Origin of the sequence: uncultured Shewanella sp. (genome assembly GCF_947491715.1) — a bacterium.
Taxonomy (GTDB): Bacteria; Pseudomonadota; Gammaproteobacteria; order Enterobacterales; family Shewanellaceae; genus Shewanella.
Map to the genome: position 1 here is coordinate 83,645 of NZ_CANLKR010000021.1, position 19,030 is coordinate 102,674.

Genomic DNA, 19,030 nt, shown 5'->3' on the forward strand with positions numbered 1-19,030 from the left:
GCGCCTATTTACTCACTAAAACCCCCTTTCAATTACGGGGAGATTCCCTTAAAATTGCAGCTTCTTTATCTTTCAATCGTTCAAGGCCAAATTGATGAAACTCACAGCCCTTACTCCTGCTCTATATGAACACCTTTATAGAGATATCCATGAATTTCGGACCACTTTCGATTTGCCTATTAAATCACCCCAAACACTCGATGACAAAGCCGATATGCTGCACACATCCTTAGCGATTGAAGAGCTCACTGAGCTCGCCGAAGCCGATTCTAGAATTGAGCAAGCCGATGCGATTATTGATAGTGTATACGTATTAATGGGACGTTTAGTCCATCTTGGTGCAGCCCAACTCAATGATAATATTGAAATCAGTTATGTCATCGATTTACTCTTGCATGTTGCAAAAAACAGAGACATTGACTTCGTTAGTTGCTGGAACGAAGTGCATTCCAGTAATATGAGTAAAGTGTGTAGAAATGAAGATGAACTCGCAGAAACAATTGCCCATTATGCAAAACAAGGTGTCGAGATTAAAGGCAATAAAAAAGGCGATTTTATTATTGCGAAATGCGCAAAAGATGTGGAAATGGCAGGTAAAATAGTCCGCCAAGGAAAAGTCCTTAAGTCAGTATATTACCGCCCAGCAGATCTTGAAAAATTAGTACAAGCTTAAAGCAAGAAACACCAAGAGAAGTCGCGCTTAAAAGCCATAGCACGACTTCTCTAAATGTGGATCTTATACCCGTGATACTCTAAGATGCAGGATTCAGCTGGAATTAAAAGCCTTTTAGGCAAGGCTTTGAACAGCGTGCTTAGTTATTCTAAGCTGATGTTCAATAACGCAGTATAAAAGGCTTTTAAACCAGCCCTTTGGGAGTCTGTAAAATCACCTACTTCTGCGTTGTATCACCTTAAAAGGCAATAAGCATTCTTGCAATAATACGCCTTGAATTAGGCACTTTTACAGGCTCTGAAAACATGCATCTTCGAGTATCACGGGTATAAGGTCAATTCACCCTATCCAGTAATCCAATCCCAAGCCAATAAATAAACTCATTCCCGCCCAATTATTATTTAAAAAAGCCTGTAAGCATAATGTCCGGTCACGATTAAAAATCAGTCTCTGTTGATATAAGCCAAAGCCAATAAAAGCCAGAATCCCTAAGCCATAAATCAAGCCTCTATCAGCCACATAACCTGCAGCAATAAAGCACAGCAAGGCCGCACTTTGAAAAGCAAAAATAATGTGGCGATCAAAACGGCCAAATAATATCGCCGTTGATTTAATCCCTATCTTTACATCATCATCTCTATCCGCCATGGCATACATAGTGTCGTATGCCACAGTCCAGCACCAATTCGCCACAAATAACCACCAAGCTTCAGCAGGAATGTGGCCAAGCTGCGCGGCATAGGCAATGGGAATAGACCAACTCCATACAACGCCTAAAAACATTTGCGGCATGTTCGTCACGCGTTTCATAAACGGATAGATAACCGTAAGAATGATCCCGACAATAGCCAGTTTCATTACTAACGCATTGAGCATTAACACCAATAAAAACGCGATAAAGGCCAAAGTAAAAAATAAACTCAAGGCTTCTTTAGTGCTCACTTCTCCACTGGCTAAGGGACGATTTTTTGTCCGTTCAACATGACTATCTAGCTCCCTATCAGCATAATCATTGATGATATCGCCACAAGAACGCATCACCAACACACCAATCACAAAAATCACAATATTTTTAACGTCTGGCATGCCACCAGCAGCAAACATCAGCGCCATTAAACAAGGCCAAAGCAATAAAAACGTCCCTATGGGACGATCCATGCGGGCCAGTCGCAAATAAGCTGATGCTCTTTCTTTTATCTTCATCAATTCAACAACCTTATTCAACCCCTTAGCAGGCTTCTAATCTCGCATAAGTCAACATGAGCCACTTGCAGCCCACGTCAGCAAAATTAACTTGAACACGTGACTGAGCGCCACTGCCTTCATGATTAGTCACGACACCTTCACCAAACTTAGGATGCATGACTTTTTGACCCAATTTAAAGCCAGACTCATTACCTAAACTGCTTCCACGGCTTGATAAACTCACACTGGGTTTTGACACTGTGGTTTTTAACCGGATCTCTTGCACATGTTCTTTCGGAATTTCCCCAATAAAACGTGACGGCCTCGCATAATCTTCTCGTCCGTATAATCGGCGAGATTCTGCATAGCAAATGTACAGCTTTTGCATCGCACGCGTCATGCCCACATAACAAAGACGGCGCTCTTCATCAAGCCTGTCCCCTTCTTCAATGGCTCTTTGGCTAGGAAACAGCCCTTCTTCAACACCCGCCATAAAGACCATAGGAAACTCAAGCCCCTTAGCAGAATGCAAGGTCATCAGTTGAACCGCATCGGTAAAATCATCCGCTTGCCCTTCTCCAGCCTCTAACGCCGCATGGGATAAAAAGGCGCTGAGCTCACCCATATCATCGCTTTCTTCTGGCATCACAAAGCTGCGAGCGGCAATGACCAATTCTTCCAAGTTTTCAATTCTGGCTCTGGCTTTTTCGCCTTTTTCGGTTTCGTACATGGCTTTTAAGCCAGAATGACTAATGACATGATCTGTCATTAGATGCAAAGAATGTGTCGCCGTATCTTGACTCATGCCCACGATTAAATCCATGAAGCCGCGAACCGCATTTGCCGCTCGACCGCTCAAGACTTTCTCTTCTAATAAACGCAAGGCGGATTGCCATAAGGTCAATTCATGCTGGCGAGCCGTTTGGCGCAAAATATCTAACGTCCGACCGCCGATCCCACGAGTGGGCGTGTTCACCACCCTCTCAAATGCCGCATCATCGTCTTTATTATTCATCAGACGTAAATACCCCATGGCATCTTTGATTTCTTGTCGCTCAAAGAAACGTTGGCCGCCATAAATACGATACGCCAAGCCTTTATGTAATAAGGCTTCTTCTAAGACTCGCGATTGGGCATTAGAGCGATATAAAATCGCGCAATCTTCTAACTTCTTACCATTATCTAACCACTCACTGATACAGCCTACAATAAAGCGCGCTTCATCCATTTCATTAAAGGCACAATAAAGACCAATCGGCTCACCGTCTTTATCTTCTGTCCACAATTTTTTGCCTAAACGCTCAGCATTATTGGTAATCAATTCATTGGATGCTTTGAGAATATGCCCTGTAGAACGATAATTTTGTTCCAGCCTTATGGTTTGCGCCGCAGGGAAATCAGCTAAAAACTTATGCAAGTTTTCCACTTGCGCCCCACGCCAACCATAAATGGACTGATCATCATCCCCGACAATCATCACATTCGCTTTCGCGCCAGCGAGTACTCGAATCCACGCATATTGGATCGCATTGGTATCTTGAAACTCATCCACCAGAATATGCTTGAATCTATCCTGATAGTGCTCAAGTATATGGGGTTTATTCAACCAAAGTTCATGGGCTCGCAGCAGTATTTCTGCAAAATCAACCAAGCCTGCGCGATCGCACGACTCTTGATACACTTTATAGATGGCTAATAAGTTTTGCTCAATGGGAAAGCCACCCGCATCAATGTGTGAGGGCCGTAAGCCCAAATCTTTTTTACCATTGATATAACCCTGAGCTTGTCTGGGAGGATATTGTTTCTCATCAAGATTCAAACTTTTTAGAATACGCTTGATGAGTCTTAATTGATCATCAGAGTCAAGAATTTGGAAGCTTTGAGGTAAGTTAACTTCTTTATAATGGGTACGAAGCAATCGGTGCGCTAATCCATGAAAGGTGCCTATCCACATGCGCCCCATATTGCCACCGGCCACTTTTTCAACCCGCTCCCGCATTTCTGCAGCCGCTTTGTTGGTAAAAGTCACCGCTAAAATCGAATAAGGGCTTTGATGCTCCACTTGCATTAACCAAGCAATACGATGGGTCAATACACGGGTTTTACCGCTACCAGCACCCGCTAAAACCAACATGCTCGATTGAGGTGCGCCCACAGCCTCACGCTGCTTATCATTTAGGCCGTCCAGTAAAAAAGATACGTCCATTATTGCCTCCAAAAAATCAAGCAGGCAGTATAACAGAAGTTATCAGGGGAGGTTATCCCCCAAAATAGGGCAAAAAGTTAAAAAGTGCTGTTCTATTTAAAAGAAAAAAAACCATTTACTCATTAAGCCCGCCTATTGAATTTATCACTTTAACCAAATACAGGTAATAAATCAGCCATGGCAAGTAAATGACACGCACCGGTAATAATACCAAATAAAATCACTATCACTATCAGCGGTGTGCCACCAAAAACTCTAAAGCTAGTACTATCAGGAAATAATTTCCGAGATTGATAGGCCATCATAGCTGGCACTATCACAGCCCATATAGTAGCAGCAAGAGCCGCAAAACCAATCGCAACAAGGAATCCATTAGGGAACAAAATCCCCATAACAGTAGGCGGAATAAAGGTCACGGCAGCCGTTTTCAAACGCCCTTTTCTAGAACCATCAAAGTTAAATAAATCCGCTAAATAATCAAATAAACCTAATGTGACGCCTAAAAAAGAAGAAGCCACCGCTAAGTTTGCAAAAAGATTAAGCATGGTATTTAGCCATTCGCTGTCGATGACTTGAGATAATGCCGCGACCAATACCCCCATATTACCGCCTTGATCGATAATATCGACAAACTGACTTCTTGCTAAACTGCCCATTGTAGCAATGAGCCACAATAGATAAATCCCTAAGGCAATTAACGTTCCAATCACTATCGCTTTAATTATTGTTTTAGGCGCCTTACCATAATATTTGACTAAACTTGGCACATTGCCGTGAAAACCAAAACTGGCTAAACCAAAGGGCAACGCAGCCAAAAGATAAGGAGCAAAAATAGCAGAACCATCGGGTTGAAATAGTTTAACCGTATTCACATCAAGTAATAAATTACCAATAGCAAGAAAGAAAGTGATAATCATGCCACCGATCATAATCGTCGTAATACGATCCACCGCTTTGGTGCTGATAAAGACAATCATCGACAGTACTAAGGAAAAAATAAGCCCAGCCACACTCTGAGGCAACTCGAGATCAAAACTGGATAAACTATGATCGACAATTGACCCCCCTCCACTAATATAAGCGTAGGTTAAAATATAGAGCACAAAAGCAATAGAGACGCCATTTATCACTCGCCAAAACTGCCCTAATGTCACCTTAGTTAAGGTATCAAAACTATCCCCAGGGTTAAAATGCAAATTAGTCTCAAGCAATAATAAACCTGATGCCAACATGCAAAACCACACACCCAATAACATTAAACTTGCATAGCCAAACCACATTCCCGCACCAACAACAGGTAAAGAAAACATTCCCGCGCCGACAGCTGTTCCTGCAATAATCATCGCCCCCCCTAATAAGGAACGATGAGATTTAGCATTTGATGTCTCTTTTGATTGCATTGAAATAGCCATTAACAGGAAAGCTCCGCAGCAACACTATCGACTATGGTTTGCCTCACCGATGAACGTAACAATACATTGACCCTCTCTTGTATACGCTTGACATCAACATGAGGCCCATTATCGCTAAAGTAATCTAACTCTTTAAGCTTTACGCTCAATGTGTTATACAACTTTTTATCATAAAATTCAGGCGCAGTAATACCATGTAATGCCCCTAAACGCTTAGCTAAGCGATGGCTCTCACGTTCAAGATCTGAGCGCTCCATATCTGGAAAAACCGTCAAAAGATTAAAGATAATGGCATAACGCTGTAACGTTTCACTCACTGTATCGGCCAATAAGAGTACTTGCGCAGATTTAGACTCAACAAGATCAAGCGTTTGAGTTTCAGTGATAAGCCCTTCATCAATAAAAACATCGAGTACTTGATTAACATATTGAGCAGGGTTATCTAACCCCATAAAAAGCTCAGCTTCTAGCAGAGGATAAAAGTCATTAACTACATCAATGAGATCGGCTCGCGTACCATGATCTTGCCTCATCAAATAACTGGCAATAAGCGAAGGGATAATCAGTAAATGGATCATGTTATTACGATAATAAGTCATAGTAACAGCATGGGTATCATCAATTGAAATAATATCCCCCAATGGATCTTGAGTTTCCACAATTTTATTTAGCTCTAATACCTGATCCACTAAACCCTGACCATTACCATCAGGTAAAGACATATATTGGGTATAAGGCTGTGCCTTTAAAATATGCAGATATAAATCCAGCTGCTTTTCCAATAAACTTCGCTCTAGAGCATTACGCTCTGAAGCCAATAACACTAAGCTCGTTAACGTCACGGAACTCACCGCGGCAGCATCATTGATGTAAGTCATCACTTTACTCGCGAGATTATTAACAACAGGAGTAAACCAAGGTTGTTTTTGCTCAGGATCAAGTGCGACATCTTCTCGCCAATTGGGCACTTGCTCTGTCAAAAAATGACTTAAGGTGATCGGTTGACCAAAATTTACATAGCCTTGACCGAAGTTACTGAGTTTACGGATCGCACCAAAAACTTGCCACACTGATTCTTTCTCTTTTTTATGCCCTCGAAGCTCCTTATGGTAAGTCTTCACTTCCATCACATGATCATAGCCCAAGTAAACCGGTACCAAAGTCACGGGACGTTCAACCCCTCTAAGCACGCTATTGATAGTCATCGCAATCATGCCCGTTTTAGGGGGTAATAACCGACCTGTTCTTGAACGCCCACCTTCAGTGAAATATTCAACAGAATACCCTTTAGAGAATAATTGGGATAAATATTCTCTAAACACGGCGGTATAAAGTTTATTGCCTCTAAAACTACGACGAATAAAAAAAGCACCACCGCGCCTAAATAAAGGACCTGCGGGCCAGAAGTTCAAATTAATCCCCGCAGCAATATGCGGTGGCACCATGCCTTGATAATATAAAATATAAGATAAAAGCAAATAGTCCATGTGACTACGGTGACAAGGTACATAAACAATTTCATGGCCATCATGATGCAATTGACGAATTTCTTCTGCGCCTTTGATATTGATCCCTTTATATAACTTGTTCCAAAGCCAAGTTAAAAAACGCTCCGCAATACGCACTAAACTATCTGAATAATTGGCGGCCACTTCATCTAAGTATTCCATGGCTTTAGCTTTCGCCTCTGCCTCAGAAATTCTCTTACTACTGGCTTCTTCTTTGATGGCTTTTTGCAATGACTCAGATTTCAGCAATGCATGAAACATCGTTTGACGATCGGGCAACTCAGGTCCTGTCATCACCATACGTTGACGCTTAAAATGCGCACGGGCAACACGCGCTAACTTATGCGCAATACGCTCATCGGTACCATGCTCATCTGCCATATAACGTAAAGAAACGGCACTGGAGAATTGCACAAAATTATGCCGCCCTAAAAATAAGATCATTAAACACTTACGCAACCAAGTGGGATTCTCCCGCTCTAATACTGCCGCCTTCATGGTGTCGTCTTCTTTACCTGGCGTTCTGCCCCAATACAAACTCACTGGCACTAATTGAATATCCAGTTTTGGGCTACTCTTGTGCGCTCTTAGCAATCGTTTAAACCAATGAGTATAATGCTCAGCACTTACTCGTTGTCCAAAAATAGGTTTTGCGCCTTCTAAACACACCACTCTAGGTGTGGTGATCCCATTAAACTCGAGCGATTTATAAGGGCTTGGCAATCCGATCTTTTCAGTAACTTCACTTAATGCGGCGATGTCACTCATCGATTCGGTTTTCATCACATAAACGAAAGGACGGTTAGGATCAAGATTAAGATCTTCAAAAGGATCTTGTGGTACAACAATAGTATGTACTAACTTTTTCTGGATCCAACGAAGCGGTTTATACCAAAGCGAGTCTTGTTTAGACATTATTAATTTACAGTGTAAGCGATTCCAATATCGCCACATACTATCAGAAAATAAAAACATTTGCTTAGCGTAAAACTTGCTTAATACTTGCACTCAAAAAAATACTGTATATACTAACAGTTACTGTATAGAAAAACAGGGTTGACTATGAGACCGCTCACCAAACGACAAGACGAAATTTTAACCCTCATAAAGCGAAATATCGCCGATACAGGTATGCCACCAACGCGGGCAGAAATTGCCAAACGTTTGGGCTTTAAAAGCGCTAATGCCGCCGAAGAACATTTAAAGGCCTTAGCCAAAAAAGGCTGTATAGAAATCATTCCAGGCACTTCTCGTGGTATCAGATTAACTCAAGTCGATACTGAAGCCGATTTAGGTTTGCCGCTGATTGGTCAAGTAGCTGCTGGAGAGCCTATTTTAGCCCAAGAACATGTCGAACAACATTACCAAGTTGACCCTGGTATGTTTCGCCCTCAAGCTGATTTTTTGCTGCGAGTTCGCGGTGATAGTATGAAAGATATCGGGATTATTGAAGGCGATCTGTTAGCTGTACACAAAATACAACAAGCTCGAAATGGACAAATTATTGTTGCCAGAGTCGAAGATGATGTCACTGTTAAGCGCTTTGAAAAGCAAGGACATACCGTCTATTTACATGCTGAAAATGAAGCTTACTCCCCCATTGAAATTGATTTAACTCAGCAAAGTTTCAATATTGAAGGCTTAGCGGTAGGTGTGATCCGTAACGGTAATTGGCAGTAATACACTTTTTTATCGCTTATTTCGATAGGATAAGTACGGTGACTTAACAGCGTATTTATCCATTTTCACACTCACATTAATCATATTTTACTCCTTAATAAATGAGCAATATATCAGTGTAGTCTACTCACGCTGTATCCTTTCCTTGGAGGTTACTACTTTGAAAAAAATAAATAAAACCAAACAACATTCGGTAACCTTAACCAGCACACCAGCCCATCACCCCGGTCTGTGGCACTATCAAGAAGCCTCCACTCCTCAACTTGATGCATTAAACCATAGCATCACTATTATCAATACTCAGTCTCAGGGGACTGAAGAACTGCGGCATGTCAGCCACGACCTCGCCAGTTTAAGCCAGAAAGGCCGCTGGATAGTGCTGATAAGTCCTCCTAATATCGGCTATAAGTCCCTATTGGAAAAAGCAGGTGTCAGAATGGACAGAATATTATTGGTACATGCTAAAGATGAAGTTGAATCACTATGGGCAATGGAAAAAGCATTAACCAGTGGCACATGTAGTGCTGTGATTACTTGGACTAAAGAGCTTAATAGTCGAGATAATAGAAGGCTGCAAATCATTGCAAACAAAGCCTGCGCCACTGGCTACATTCTCGACAAAAAAGAAAATATCAGCCCCAATATGACTCAAGCAGAGTCATTAAGACTCTATTCAACAAAACACCCACTGTTAAAAAATGAGCTACACTGAATAGCATCTCTCTTTAAGACTCATGTTCAAGAGTTATTCACTACTGAGTCTTAATGCATTTTTTAGCAAAAATATCATTATTGTCTAAACGAGAACTTCTATTATCAAACATAAATAGCAATATTAAATTGAAAATACGAAAATATATTTCTTAATATAACATCAATAAAATAATAAAATCCCTCAAGGTTATCTATCAATTTCACTTAATATATGTTAACGAGTTTATCTTGACTCCTTTTACAGTGATCAAGATCACATTTTTATTATTTTCACACTAGGTTGGGAAGTAAACCAAGTGAATTATAATCCCGAATCTCCCTCAGTTATCAGGCTTAATAGTTTATCTATTCATGCTTTTTGTGACCAACTTTATGTATATAGAATAAAAAACACGCTTGAACAATACTCGAACATTAAGTAATGTATACCGCTATAACAACGATAATTTGTTATATCTGAGCGATTCGTCGTTTGTCTTTGATTATATTTCTATGAGAACTTACTTAATTAAATATTAAAAATTAATACTCATTAAAATATTCAATTTAATATGCTCCTGATTAGCCCTATTCAAGGATTGAAAAGCAATTGTTAATCTCGTCCATGCCATACAAAGACTAAATTGGCCTGATATAGTCAGCCGTAGGTGCTCTGTGGAAATAAAAGTAATGGTCTTATTTTTATATTAACCACTGCATGAGTACTTTGAAGTCATCGTTGCTTTTTTGAGAACTGAAGAGTTCACATAGAGCAAAGATTTCCTGTGTAACTCTTCTTTGTCTACGACGAAGGAGAAGTCTAGTGAAGCAATTGTGGTGTGGTGCTTTGGCGTTACTCTTAACGCCAGCAATCTTGGCAGCAGAAATGCCTTTAAATATGACCGAAGGCGTAACAGATATCAGTAGCAGAGTGTATCACCTGCACATGACTATCTTATATATCTGTTGTGCCATAGGGTTAGTTGTTTTCGGTATCATGATTTATTCGATGATTTATCATCGAAAATCTAAAGGCGCTGTCGCCGCTAACTTTCATGAAAGTACAAAAGTCGAGATCCTCTGGACTGTTATTCCATTTATCATTCTTATTGGTATGGCCATTCCGGCGACGACAACATTAATTGCGATGGAAGATACCAATGATGCCGCATTAACCATTAAAGTGACAGGCTCTCAATGGAAATGGCATTACAGTTATTTTGATCAAGGTGTCGAATTTTATAGCTTAATGTCGACCCCCAGAGATCAAATTGAAGGAAATGCACCTAAAGGGGAGCATTACTTACTTGAAGTAGATAAACCCTTAGTCGTTCCAATAGGCCGTAAAGTCCGCTTCTTACTCACATCTGATGATGTTATCCACTCTTGGTGGGTGCCCGCCTTCGCGATTAAAAAAGACGCCAATCCTGGATTCATCAATGAAACTTGGACACACATAGATGAACCAGGCATTTACCGAGGCCAATGCGCCGAACTTTGTGGTAAAGACCATGGTTTCATGCCCATCGTGGTTGAGGCCTTACCTGAAGATGAATTTGAAGCTTGGCTCGCAGCCCAGCAACAAGAAGCCACCTTAGCGGCTTTAGAAGAAGAAGCATCATTGGCCGTCACTCTTGAAATGGAAGAACTCATGGAAAGAGGCGAGCAAGTGTATCTGACCTATTGTGCCGCTTGTCATCAACCCAATGGAATGGGACTACCAGGCGCTTTTCCTGCAATGAAAGACAGCCCCATTGTCATGGGAGAAATCAGCAAGCACATTGAAATCATTGTCAATGGCAAACCAGGTACTGCAATGCAAGCATTCAAAAAACAACTCTCTGCAGAAGATATTGCTGCTGTCATCACTTACGAACGTAACGCTTGGGGCAATGAGACAGGTGATGTCGTTCAAGCTGCTCATGTTAATAGTCATGGTCAATAAGGAAATAATATGAATACTTTGACCCCAGAAAATCAAGTTAGCATGGAAGACACACTGAATCCTGAGCAAGATCACGATGATGGGCACCATGCCCCACCAAAAGGCATTATGCGTTGGTTGTTAACCACTAACCATAAAGACATAGGAACACTTTATCTTTGGTTTAGTTTCATTATGTTTTTGACCGGTGGTCTGATGGCAATGGTGATCCGCGCTGAATTATTTCAGCCAGGATTACAATTAGTCGACCCCAATTTCTTCAACCAAATGACCACAGTCCACGGTTTGGTCATGGTCTTTGGTGCCGTCATGCCCGCGTTTACAGGATTAGCCAATTGGTTAATTCCTATGATGATAGGCGCGCCTGATATGGCGCTGCCGAGAATGAATAATTGGAGCTTTTGGATCCTACCTTTTGCTTTCATTATTCTATTGAGTTCATTATTTATGGAAGGCGGGGCCCCTAATTTTGGTTGGACCTTCTATGCGCCATTATCAACTCAATACAGTCCAGATAGCACCGCTTTATTTGTCTTTTCTGTGCATATTATGGGCATTAGTTCCATTATGGGTGCCATTAATGTCATCGTAACAGTAATCAACATGCGTGCACCTGGTATGACTTGGATGAAGCTGCCTTTATTTGCTTGGACTTGGCTCATCACCGCCTTTTTACTTATCGCGGTTATGCCTGTACTTGCCGGTGCGGTCACTATGGTATTAACCGATAAATATTTCGGTACCTCCTTTTTCGAAGCCGCTGGCGGTGGCGATCCCGTGATGTTTCAACATATTTTTTGGTTCTTCGGCCATCCCGAAGTATACATCATGATTTTACCTTCTTTTGGGATCATGTCTGCCATCATTCCCACCTTTAGCCGTAAAAAACTCTTTGGTTATTCGTCAATGGTATACGCCACAGCCAGTATCGCCATTTTATCGTTTTTAGTGTGGGCGCATCACATGTTCACTACAGGGATGCCAGTCTTTGCCGAGCTCTTTTTCATGTATTGCACCATGCTCATTTCTGTGCCAACTGGCGTCAAAATTTTCAACTGGGTCGCAACCATGTGGAGAGGATCACTAACCTTTGAAACCCCAATGCTCTTTGCAATCTCCTTCTTAGTCTTGTTTACCATAGGTGGATTTTCAGGCTTGATGCTCGCCATTACGCCCGCAGATTTCCAATATCATGATACCTACTTTGTTGTCGCTCACTTTCATTATGTCCTCGTGACCGGTGCCATTTTCACCATTATGGCCGCCGTATATTACTGGTTACCCAAATGGACAGGGCGTATGTATGACGAACGTTTAGGTAAGTTACACTTCTGGTGCTCTGTCATCTCAGTCAACGTCTTATTCTTCCCTATGCATTTCCTTGGGCTAGCGGGTATGCCAAGACGGATCCCTGATTACGCGATTCAATTTGCCGATATTAATCAAATCGTCTCTATTGGTGGATTTGCGTTTGGACTGTCTCAGCTGATTTTCTTAGTCGTGTTAATAAAGTGTATTCGAAGCGGTGAAAAAGCCCCCGCTAAACCTTGGGAAGGCGCTGAAGGATTAGAATGGGATCTGCCCAGCCCTGCCCCTTATCATTCTTTCTCAACTCCACCAGTGATCAAATAATCATGGATAAAAATAAAGCAAATTCAAATAAACGCTTAATTCGTTTTCTCTTATTAGGAGCAATCTCTATGTTTGGTTTTGGCTTTGCTTTAGTTCCACTTTACGATGTACTTTGCGAACAACTGGGGATCAACGGAAAAACACAAAATACGGCCAGTCGATATATTGATAATGAAGTCGATAAAAGTCGAACCATTACCGTCGAGTTTATCTCCCAAGTGCAAAAAGATATGCCTTGGGAGTTTACTCCACAAGTCAATCGTATGAAGGTCCATCCAGGAGAGTTAGTCCGTACTCACTTTACGGCAGAAAACTTATCAAATAAGCAGATTGTCGGTCAGGCCATTCCTTCTGTCTCACCAGGCATGGGCGCGGCCTATTTTAATAAAACAGAATGTTTTTGCTTCAATCAGCAAACGTTAACACCCAAATCAAATGCAGATTTACCGCTAATATTCTATGTCGATCCCGCATTACCGGACAACATATCAACCCTGACCCTCTCTTATACACTCTACAATATCACCGACAAAGGTTATGTCGATGCACTAGAGCAAGGAGCAGCAAAATGACAACCAAACATGAACATTACTACGTCCCTTCTCAAAGTGCTTGGCCCATTATCGGCGCAATGGGGTTATTCCTCATCGCTTTTGGTGCAGGCACTTATATCTCAGAAATGGGAACTGAAGCCACATTAGGAAAATATACATTAATTGCGGGAATTGCCGTGATTATTTTTATGGTCTTTGGCTGGTTTCGAACCGTAATTGCAGAGTCCATGGCAGGGTTGTATTCAGCCCAAATGGATCGTTCCTTTAAGCAAGGAATGAGCTGGTTTATTTTCTCAGAAGTCATGTTCTTCGCAGCTTTCTTTGGCGCCTTGTTTTATGCCAGAATGATTTCCGTTCCTTGGTTAGGCGGTGCCTCTAATAATGCTATGACCGCAGCGATTCTTTGGCCTGAATTTGTCGCCGTTTGGCCTCTTGAGACAACACCGGACGGCCGGTTAACTCAAGCGATGGACTGGATGGGATTACCGCTTTATAACACCCTCATTCTACTCACGTCATCCATTACGCTACACTTTGCCCACGTTAATTTAGAAAATGACAACCGAAAACCTGTCAAGGCTTGGCTTGGTGCCACCATCATTTTAGGCGCTGCCTTTCTTATGCTTCAAGTGCTCGAATACACGCATGCTTACCAAGTCATGGGCTTAACCTTAGATGCCGGTGTGTATGGCAGCACCTTCTTCTTATTGACAGGTATACACGGTATGCACGTCACTTTAGGCACTGTCTTCCTATTCGTATTATTTATTCGCATTGCAAAAGGACATTTTACCCACGATAAACATTTTGCCTTTCAAGCAGGAAGCTGGTACTGGCATTTTGTCGATGTCGTTTGGCTGTGCCTCTTTGTATTTGTCTATGTGCTTTAAGCAGGATATACGTGAGACTTAGATATGCCATATATGATTGGAATATTGAGTCTTTTAGGTAAGTTATTTGAACTTTCAGCTTACAAATTCTAAGTCAACATTCAATAATGCGGCATAAAAAACGTGTCTCGTTACTGGTAAGAGTGTGCCTTGAATAACATATTTTTACGCACTCTGAAAACAGGCTTCTTGAGGTATGACAGAGATATAACAAGCTCAAACATACATAGGTTTGAGTTTGTTATACACATCAACAACCCGTAAGGGGAGTCAGTCAAGTCGGGGATGAGGACTAATCAATCCTGATAAGGAAGCAATCACGAGTAATGCCATGACAATCAAAGCAAATAACACTCGCCACCCTAAAAAACGACTCATTGGGGCCGATTTTTTCCCTTTGACCATGACATACCAAGCACGGCCTAGGTTAACAATCATGAATAGCAGTAGCAGCACTAAACAAAACTTAAATAACAACAAGAGATCCATTCTTACTCCTCAAAAGATAGTCACAAAATCTGGGCTATTTATTTTGATCTCTACTGTGAGCGTGTTTTCACTTTTGGTCAAGTTAGGTATGTGGCAACTAGATCGATATCAAGAAAAAAAAGTGTGGCAACAAGAACTCACTTTACGAAGCAATCAAACAGCACTCAATTATACTCAGTTGCTCACTCTGCCTAACCAGACCCAATATACAGGGCTTCGTTTGCAAACTGACATCAATCCAACGTCAAATCATATTCTGCTATTGGATAATCAAGTTTATCAAGGACAAGTAGGGTATTTAGCTTACCAAGCGGTGGAAGTTCTCCCCCACCTTCCTTGGCTATTAGTCGAGTTAGGCTTTATCGCAGCCAGTAGCAATAGACAAATTTTGCCGTCTATCAAGACTATACCAAACTCAATGACCTTAACAGGCCGCCTTTATAACAAACAAACCAATCCAATGAGCCAGGACTTAATGGCTGAAAAAGGTTGGCCTAAACGCATTCAAAATCTAAATTTAGAACAGTTAGAGCAAGAACTTAACCACACCTTGGCTCCAGCAGTACTCCAGCCCGATAGGCTTCACACGCATACCTTACCCCATCCATGGAAACCTTTTCCTATGGTAGCAGATAAACACAAAGGCTATGCCTTGCAATGGTTTGTCATGGCAGCGGTGTTTATTTTGATTATGGGAGGTTTACTATTTCGAGAAATAAAAAAGCAAATAAGGTGATACTGATTAAAGAGTTAAAAAACTTTTTAATCACCTGTACTTATAAAACAATACCTTCCTAGCCGCTTCGGGAAGTGATTATATTCGCTAGTTCACACTCTGAGTCAGCCTCTATGTGCGCTAGACAATACTCATCAACTAAAGTATGAGGAGATGGAATGAACTCCACTAAGCAAAATGGAAAAAATACGCTAATCATCTTAATGTTAGCCTTTATCCTTCCCGTAGCCCTAGCTAAATTAGTGCTCAGTATGGATCTTTACCGAGGAGGCGCCACCAATAATGGCACTTTAATTGCGGCCGATACAACCTATGCCAGTTTAATGATGAAAAACCCTAAACCGCAACAATGGCAAATATTGTATCTACTACCCCAAAATTGCCAGCTAAAATGCCAAAATCGTCTCTATATTTTACAGCAAAGCCACACAGCACTTGGAAAAGAAAAAGATAGAGTGCATCCCGTTATCATGCTCGATGAACACAGTGACATTTCAGCCTTATTGCCTTACCAATTTATCACTCACTCAGTCAACGACAAACTAGCCGCACTATTAAGTGAGCAAAAACTCATTATTGTCGATCCCTTGGGCAGCCTCATTATGAGCTACCCTATCGTACTCAATAAAGATGCGCAGATAATGCAAGGTAAAGCCCTGATAGCCGATCTTCGCAAGCTTCTTAAATTGTCGAGGATAGGCTAATGCATCTCAGTCCGTTATTAAAAATCACCTTGATCTTTACTTTATGCGTCATTTTAATGGGCGCTTATACTCGCCTATCCGATGCAGGATTAGGGTGCCCTGATTGGCCTGGATGTTACGGCATGCTAAAGGTCCCCACTCAAGCCCATGAGCTCAGCCAAGCTGAACGCGCTTTTCCAGAATTCACCGTCGAATCCGATAAGGCATGGCTAGAAATGATCCACCGCTATATTGCGGGAACCTTAGGTCTATTAGTCATGATGATTTTATGGCTATGCCTTAAAACCGCTAATGCACCAAAAAACTTACCCTTATTTATAGGAGGGTTAGTTCTATTTCAAGCCGCTTTAGGTATGTGGACAGTCACAATGAAACTCATGCCCATTGTGGTCATGTCTCATCTACTGGGAGGTTTCACCATTATCTCCCTCGTCTTATTGCTATATTTACGCACTAAGCCTTTGAGAATTATCGACGGCGATCCTCAAGCCAAAACCCTAGCGACATTTTCACTGGCTTGTTTAAGCGTACTGGTTATACAAATCATTTTAGGAGGCTGGACATCAGCAAATTATGCTGCCATGGCCTGTACTGCTCTGCCTATTTGTGAAGGAAATTGGTATCAAAATCTTGACTTTATCAAGGCTTTTTCACCCTTTCAAGGTGAGCATTCCAGCTTTGAATTTGGCGTATTGGAATATCCAGCTCGTATGACAATACATGTTGCCCATCGTTTGTGGGCAGTTGTCACCGCCATCATGTTAGTCACATTGGCTTATAAACTCATGAAGCGTGCTCGCTCAGCGACTTTAAAGCAAGCGGCTTGGGTATTACTCATTCTGGTTGGACTGCAAATAGGGTTAGGGATCAGTAACGTGATTTTTCACCTTCCTCTGGGTATCGCTGCTGCGCATAACGCAGGTGCGGCCTTACTCTTATTGAGTCTTGTATTTATCAATTACGCATTATGGCGTAAAGCATAACATCTTATTTTAAGGAGTTTGAAATGAATAAGTTACTTTCTTTACCTATTACCCCACCATTACCTCAATGGCGCACTTACTTAGAAATGACCAAACCTAGAGTCGTCGCCTTAATGTTACTCACCGTCTTTGTGGGAATGTGCCTCGCCATGCCAGGCACATTATCTTTTTCTGCCGTTTTCTATGGGCTCAGTGGAATTGCAATGATGGCGGGAGCCGCTGCAGCATTTAATCATTTAATTGATCGCCGCATTGATGGCTTAATGTCTCGCACCGATAATCGTCCTTTGCCCCAAGGAAAAATATCCATACCTCGTGCCATACTTTTTTCAGTGACCCTCAGCATAGTGGGGTTCATTTTACTCTATACCCAAGTGAATCCACTCACCGCATGGCTCACTTTTGCCAGCTTAATTGGCTATGCTGTTATTTATACCGCTTATTTAAAACGCGCCACACCACAAAATATTGTGGTGGGAGGGCTTGCTGGGGCCATGCCTCCCTTACTTGGCTGGACAGCCGTCAGTGGTGAGTTTCATGGTAACGCGCTCTTATTGGTCATTATTATTTTTACTTGGACACCCCCTCATTTTTGGGCACTCGCGATTCACAGAAAAAATGAATATGCCAAAGTGGATGTCCCCATGTTACCTGTGACGCATGGGGTTGCATTCACAAAAACCTGTATTTTTTTATATACACTATTAATGGCCATCGCCTGCTTATTACCCGTACTCGTCGGTATGTCAGGTCCCTTATACCTTGTTTGTTCCAGCTTACTTAGCGGTATGTTTATTTATAAAGCTTGGGCATTAAAGTTCAGCGATAAACCTGAATTAGCCATGGGATTATTTCGTTTCTCAATTTATCAGTTGATGTTGTTATTCGCAGCACTTCTTATTGATCATTATATTTGGATACAATAACTCACATATCCTCCCTTTTAAATCATCAGGATAAAGGGAGAAAAAAGGATCTTTTATGAGAAAAATCAGCTTGTTCATTATCAGTGGGATCATTTTACTCACCTTAGGTGTCGTCGCGGCGAATCAGTGGAAAGAACAAGACCACAAAAAACCTCTTGTATTAAAAACCAGTTATCTTTTCCCTGAAGCACGTATATTGCCCCCTTTTGAGCTATTAGATCAACAAGGTCAACGCTTCACCAACCAGCAATTAATGAATACATGGAGTCTCATTTTTATTGGTTATACCTCTTGTCCCGACGTTTGCCCAACAGCAATGAGTAAACTCACTGCCGCTCAGGCTCAGCTTAATAATCACTTAGATATACAAGTGATTTTTGTCTCGGTCGATCCACAAAGAGATACACAAGATAAACTGCAAGATTACATTAATTTTTTCAATCCTGAATTCATTGCGGCAACAGCAGGACATCAAGTACTAATGCCCTTTACTCGAAGCTTAGGTTTTGTTTATGCCATGGTGGGTGAAGCAGAAAACTATCAAGTCGATCATAGTGCATCATACGCACTTATCTCACCAAAAGGCGAAAAAATCGCTATCATCAAGCCTCAATCTCCAAGCCCAGGTATCACTCCACAAATCAAAAATAGTGAGCTGATTGCCGATATTACTCAAATAGCAGAACATTACTCATATTAAGAAAAAATGTTTACCCATTGAACGACCCTTCAATGGGGACTATACCCAAACCACTTGAAGATGCAGGATTCAGCTGGAATTAAAACGCGTTTAGGCAAGGCATTGAGTTGAGGG

At 41.6% G+C, this 19,030-nt stretch carries 16 protein-coding genes and 1 pseudogene; 12 read left to right on the top strand and 5 right to left on the bottom strand.

Annotated features, from left to right (window positions below):
- Window positions 1–94: 94 nt before the first annotated feature.
- Window positions 95–673 (top strand): nucleoside triphosphate pyrophosphohydrolase family protein, encoded by a 579-nt coding sequence (locus Q0779_RS14910; RefSeq protein ID WP_298773677.1) that lies wholly within the window; start codon window positions 95–97, stop codon window positions 671–673.
- Between the two features lie 339 nt (window positions 674–1,012).
- Here Q0779_RS14910 and ubiA read toward each other — a convergent pair whose 3' ends face one another.
- The 4 genes from ubiA to plsB form a co-directional block, all read right to left on the bottom strand.
- Window positions 1,013–1,876, bottom strand: a complete 864-nt coding sequence (gene ubiA / locus Q0779_RS14915; RefSeq protein ID WP_298773678.1) for a 4-hydroxybenzoate octaprenyltransferase — start codon at window positions 1,874–1,876, stop codon at window positions 1,013–1,015.
- 25 nt (window positions 1,877–1,901) lie between these two features.
- Complete coding sequence (uvrD, locus tag Q0779_RS14920) at window positions 1,902–4,064, bottom strand: DNA helicase II (protein ID WP_298773679.1); 2,163 nt, start codon at window positions 4,062–4,064, stop codon at window positions 1,902–1,904.
- A 149-nt stretch (window positions 4,065–4,213) separates the two neighbouring features.
- Window positions 4,214–5,464, bottom strand: a complete 1,251-nt coding sequence (gene mtr, locus Q0779_RS14925) for a tryptophan permease (protein WP_298773681.1) — start codon at window positions 5,462–5,464, stop codon at window positions 4,214–4,216.
- Window positions 5,465–5,475: 11 nt separating this feature from the next.
- Window positions 5,476–7,899 (bottom strand): glycerol-3-phosphate 1-O-acyltransferase PlsB, encoded by a 2,424-nt coding sequence (gene plsB, locus Q0779_RS14930; RefSeq protein WP_298773683.1) that lies wholly within the window; start codon window positions 7,897–7,899, stop codon window positions 5,476–5,478.
- A 147-nt stretch (window positions 7,900–8,046) separates the two neighbouring features.
- Between plsB and lexA the strand changes: the two genes are divergently transcribed.
- From lexA to Q0779_RS14960, 6 genes and pseudogenes are all read left to right on the top strand, one after another.
- Window positions 8,047–8,664, top strand: a complete 618-nt coding sequence (lexA, locus tag Q0779_RS14935; protein WP_298773685.1) for a transcriptional repressor LexA — start codon at window positions 8,047–8,049, stop codon at window positions 8,662–8,664.
- A gap of 229 nt (window positions 8,665–8,893) precedes the next feature.
- Entirely contained in the window at window positions 8,894–9,376 is a 483-nt protein-coding gene (locus tag Q0779_RS14940) for a SulA-like leucine-rich domain-containing protein (RefSeq protein ID WP_298773702.1), read from the top strand.
- A gap of 804 nt (window positions 9,377–10,180) precedes the next feature.
- Window positions 10,181–11,275: pseudogene (gene coxB, locus Q0779_RS14945) on the top strand (cytochrome c oxidase subunit II); the annotation flags it as partial.
- 69 nt (window positions 11,276–11,344) lie between these two features.
- A complete protein-coding gene (gene ctaD / locus Q0779_RS14950) occupies window positions 11,345–12,934 on the top strand; it encodes a cytochrome c oxidase subunit I (protein ID WP_298773704.1) in 1,590 nt (529 codons plus the stop codon).
- A 2-nt stretch (window positions 12,935–12,936) separates the two neighbouring features.
- A complete protein-coding gene (locus Q0779_RS14955; protein ID WP_298773687.1) occupies window positions 12,937–13,506 on the top strand; it encodes a cytochrome c oxidase assembly protein in 570 nt (189 codons plus the stop codon).
- The gene (locus Q0779_RS14960) at window positions 13,503–14,378 is read left to right on the top strand and encodes a cytochrome c oxidase subunit 3 (RefSeq protein ID WP_298773688.1); all 876 of its coding nucleotides are present in this window, start codon (window positions 13,503–13,505) and stop codon (window positions 14,376–14,378) included. Before Q0779_RS14955 ends, Q0779_RS14960 begins: the two co-directional genes overlap by 4 nt.
- 270 nt (window positions 14,379–14,648) lie before the next feature.
- Here the strand turns inward: Q0779_RS14960 and Q0779_RS14965 are convergent, their stop codons facing one another.
- Window positions 14,649–14,867 carry a DUF2909 domain-containing protein gene (locus Q0779_RS14965; protein ID WP_298773690.1) on the bottom strand — a complete coding sequence of 73 codons (219 nt, stop codon included), beginning with the start codon at window positions 14,865–14,867 and terminating at the stop codon, window positions 14,649–14,651.
- Here Q0779_RS14965 and Q0779_RS14970 point away from each other — a divergent pair.
- The 5 genes from Q0779_RS14970 to Q0779_RS14990 all read left to right on the top strand — a co-directional run bounded on the left by Q0779_RS14970 (window position 14,815) and on the right by Q0779_RS14990 (window position 18,916).
- Window positions 14,815–15,603 (top strand): SURF1 family protein, encoded by a 789-nt coding sequence (locus Q0779_RS14970; RefSeq protein WP_298773692.1) that lies wholly within the window; start codon window positions 14,815–14,817, stop codon window positions 15,601–15,603. The two genes, Q0779_RS14965 and Q0779_RS14970, sit on opposite strands and share 53 nt — an antisense overlap.
- Before the next feature lie 158 nt (window positions 15,604–15,761).
- Window positions 15,762–16,307, top strand: a complete 546-nt coding sequence (locus tag Q0779_RS14975) for a hypothetical protein (RefSeq protein WP_298773694.1) — start codon at window positions 15,762–15,764, stop codon at window positions 16,305–16,307.
- Window positions 16,307–17,290 (top strand): heme A synthase, encoded by a 984-nt coding sequence (locus tag Q0779_RS14980; protein ID WP_298773695.1) that lies wholly within the window; start codon window positions 16,307–16,309, stop codon window positions 17,288–17,290. Before Q0779_RS14975 ends, Q0779_RS14980 begins: the two co-directional genes overlap by 1 nt.
- A 23-nt stretch (window positions 17,291–17,313) precedes the next feature.
- Entirely contained in the window at window positions 17,314–18,216 is a 903-nt protein-coding gene (gene cyoE / locus Q0779_RS14985) for a heme o synthase (protein ID WP_298773696.1), read from the top strand.
- A gap of 55 nt (window positions 18,217–18,271) precedes the next feature.
- On the top strand, window positions 18,272–18,916 hold the full coding sequence (locus Q0779_RS14990; RefSeq protein ID WP_298773697.1) for an SCO family protein: 645 nt from the start codon (window positions 18,272–18,274) through the stop codon (window positions 18,914–18,916).
- Window positions 18,917–19,030 lie beyond the last annotated feature (114 nt).

Bases quoted from the DNA above. Each gene is read 5' to 3' on its own strand.
- Q0779_RS14910 (WP_298773677.1), top strand. From the start codon at position 95: ATGAAACTCACAGCCCTTACTCCTGCTCTATATGAACACCTTTATAGA.
- ubiA (WP_298773678.1), bottom strand. From the start codon at position 1,876: ATGAAGATAAAAGAAAGAGCATCAGCTTATTTGCGACTGGCCCGCATG.
- uvrD (WP_298773679.1), bottom strand. From the start codon at position 4,064: ATGGACGTATCTTTTTTACTGGACGGCCTAAATGATAAGCAGCGTGAG.
- mtr (WP_298773681.1), bottom strand. From the start codon at position 5,464: ATGCAATCAAAAGAGACATCAAATGCTAAATCTCATCGTTCCTTATTA.
- plsB (WP_298773683.1), bottom strand. From the start codon at position 7,899: ATGTCTAAACAAGACTCGCTTTGGTATAAACCGCTTCGTTGGATCCAG.
- lexA (WP_298773685.1), top strand. From the start codon at position 8,047: ATGAGACCGCTCACCAAACGACAAGACGAAATTTTAACCCTCATAAAG.
- ctaD (WP_298773704.1), top strand. From the start codon at position 11,345: ATGGAAGACACACTGAATCCTGAGCAAGATCACGATGATGGGCACCAT.
- Q0779_RS14955 (WP_298773687.1), top strand. From the start codon at position 12,937: ATGGATAAAAATAAAGCAAATTCAAATAAACGCTTAATTCGTTTTCTC.
- Q0779_RS14960 (WP_298773688.1), top strand. From the start codon at position 13,503: ATGACAACCAAACATGAACATTACTACGTCCCTTCTCAAAGTGCTTGG.
- Q0779_RS14970 (WP_298773692.1), top strand. From the start codon at position 14,815: ATGAATAGCAGTAGCAGCACTAAACAAAACTTAAATAACAACAAGAGA.
- Q0779_RS14965 (WP_298773690.1), bottom strand. From the start codon at position 14,867: ATGGATCTCTTGTTGTTATTTAAGTTTTGTTTAGTGCTGCTACTGCTA.
- Q0779_RS14975 (WP_298773694.1), top strand. From the start codon at position 15,762: ATGAACTCCACTAAGCAAAATGGAAAAAATACGCTAATCATCTTAATG.
- Q0779_RS14980 (WP_298773695.1), top strand. From the start codon at position 16,307: ATGCATCTCAGTCCGTTATTAAAAATCACCTTGATCTTTACTTTATGC.
- cyoE (WP_298773696.1), top strand. From the start codon at position 17,314: ATGAATAAGTTACTTTCTTTACCTATTACCCCACCATTACCTCAATGG.
- Q0779_RS14990 (WP_298773697.1), top strand. From the start codon at position 18,272: ATGAGAAAAATCAGCTTGTTCATTATCAGTGGGATCATTTTACTCACC.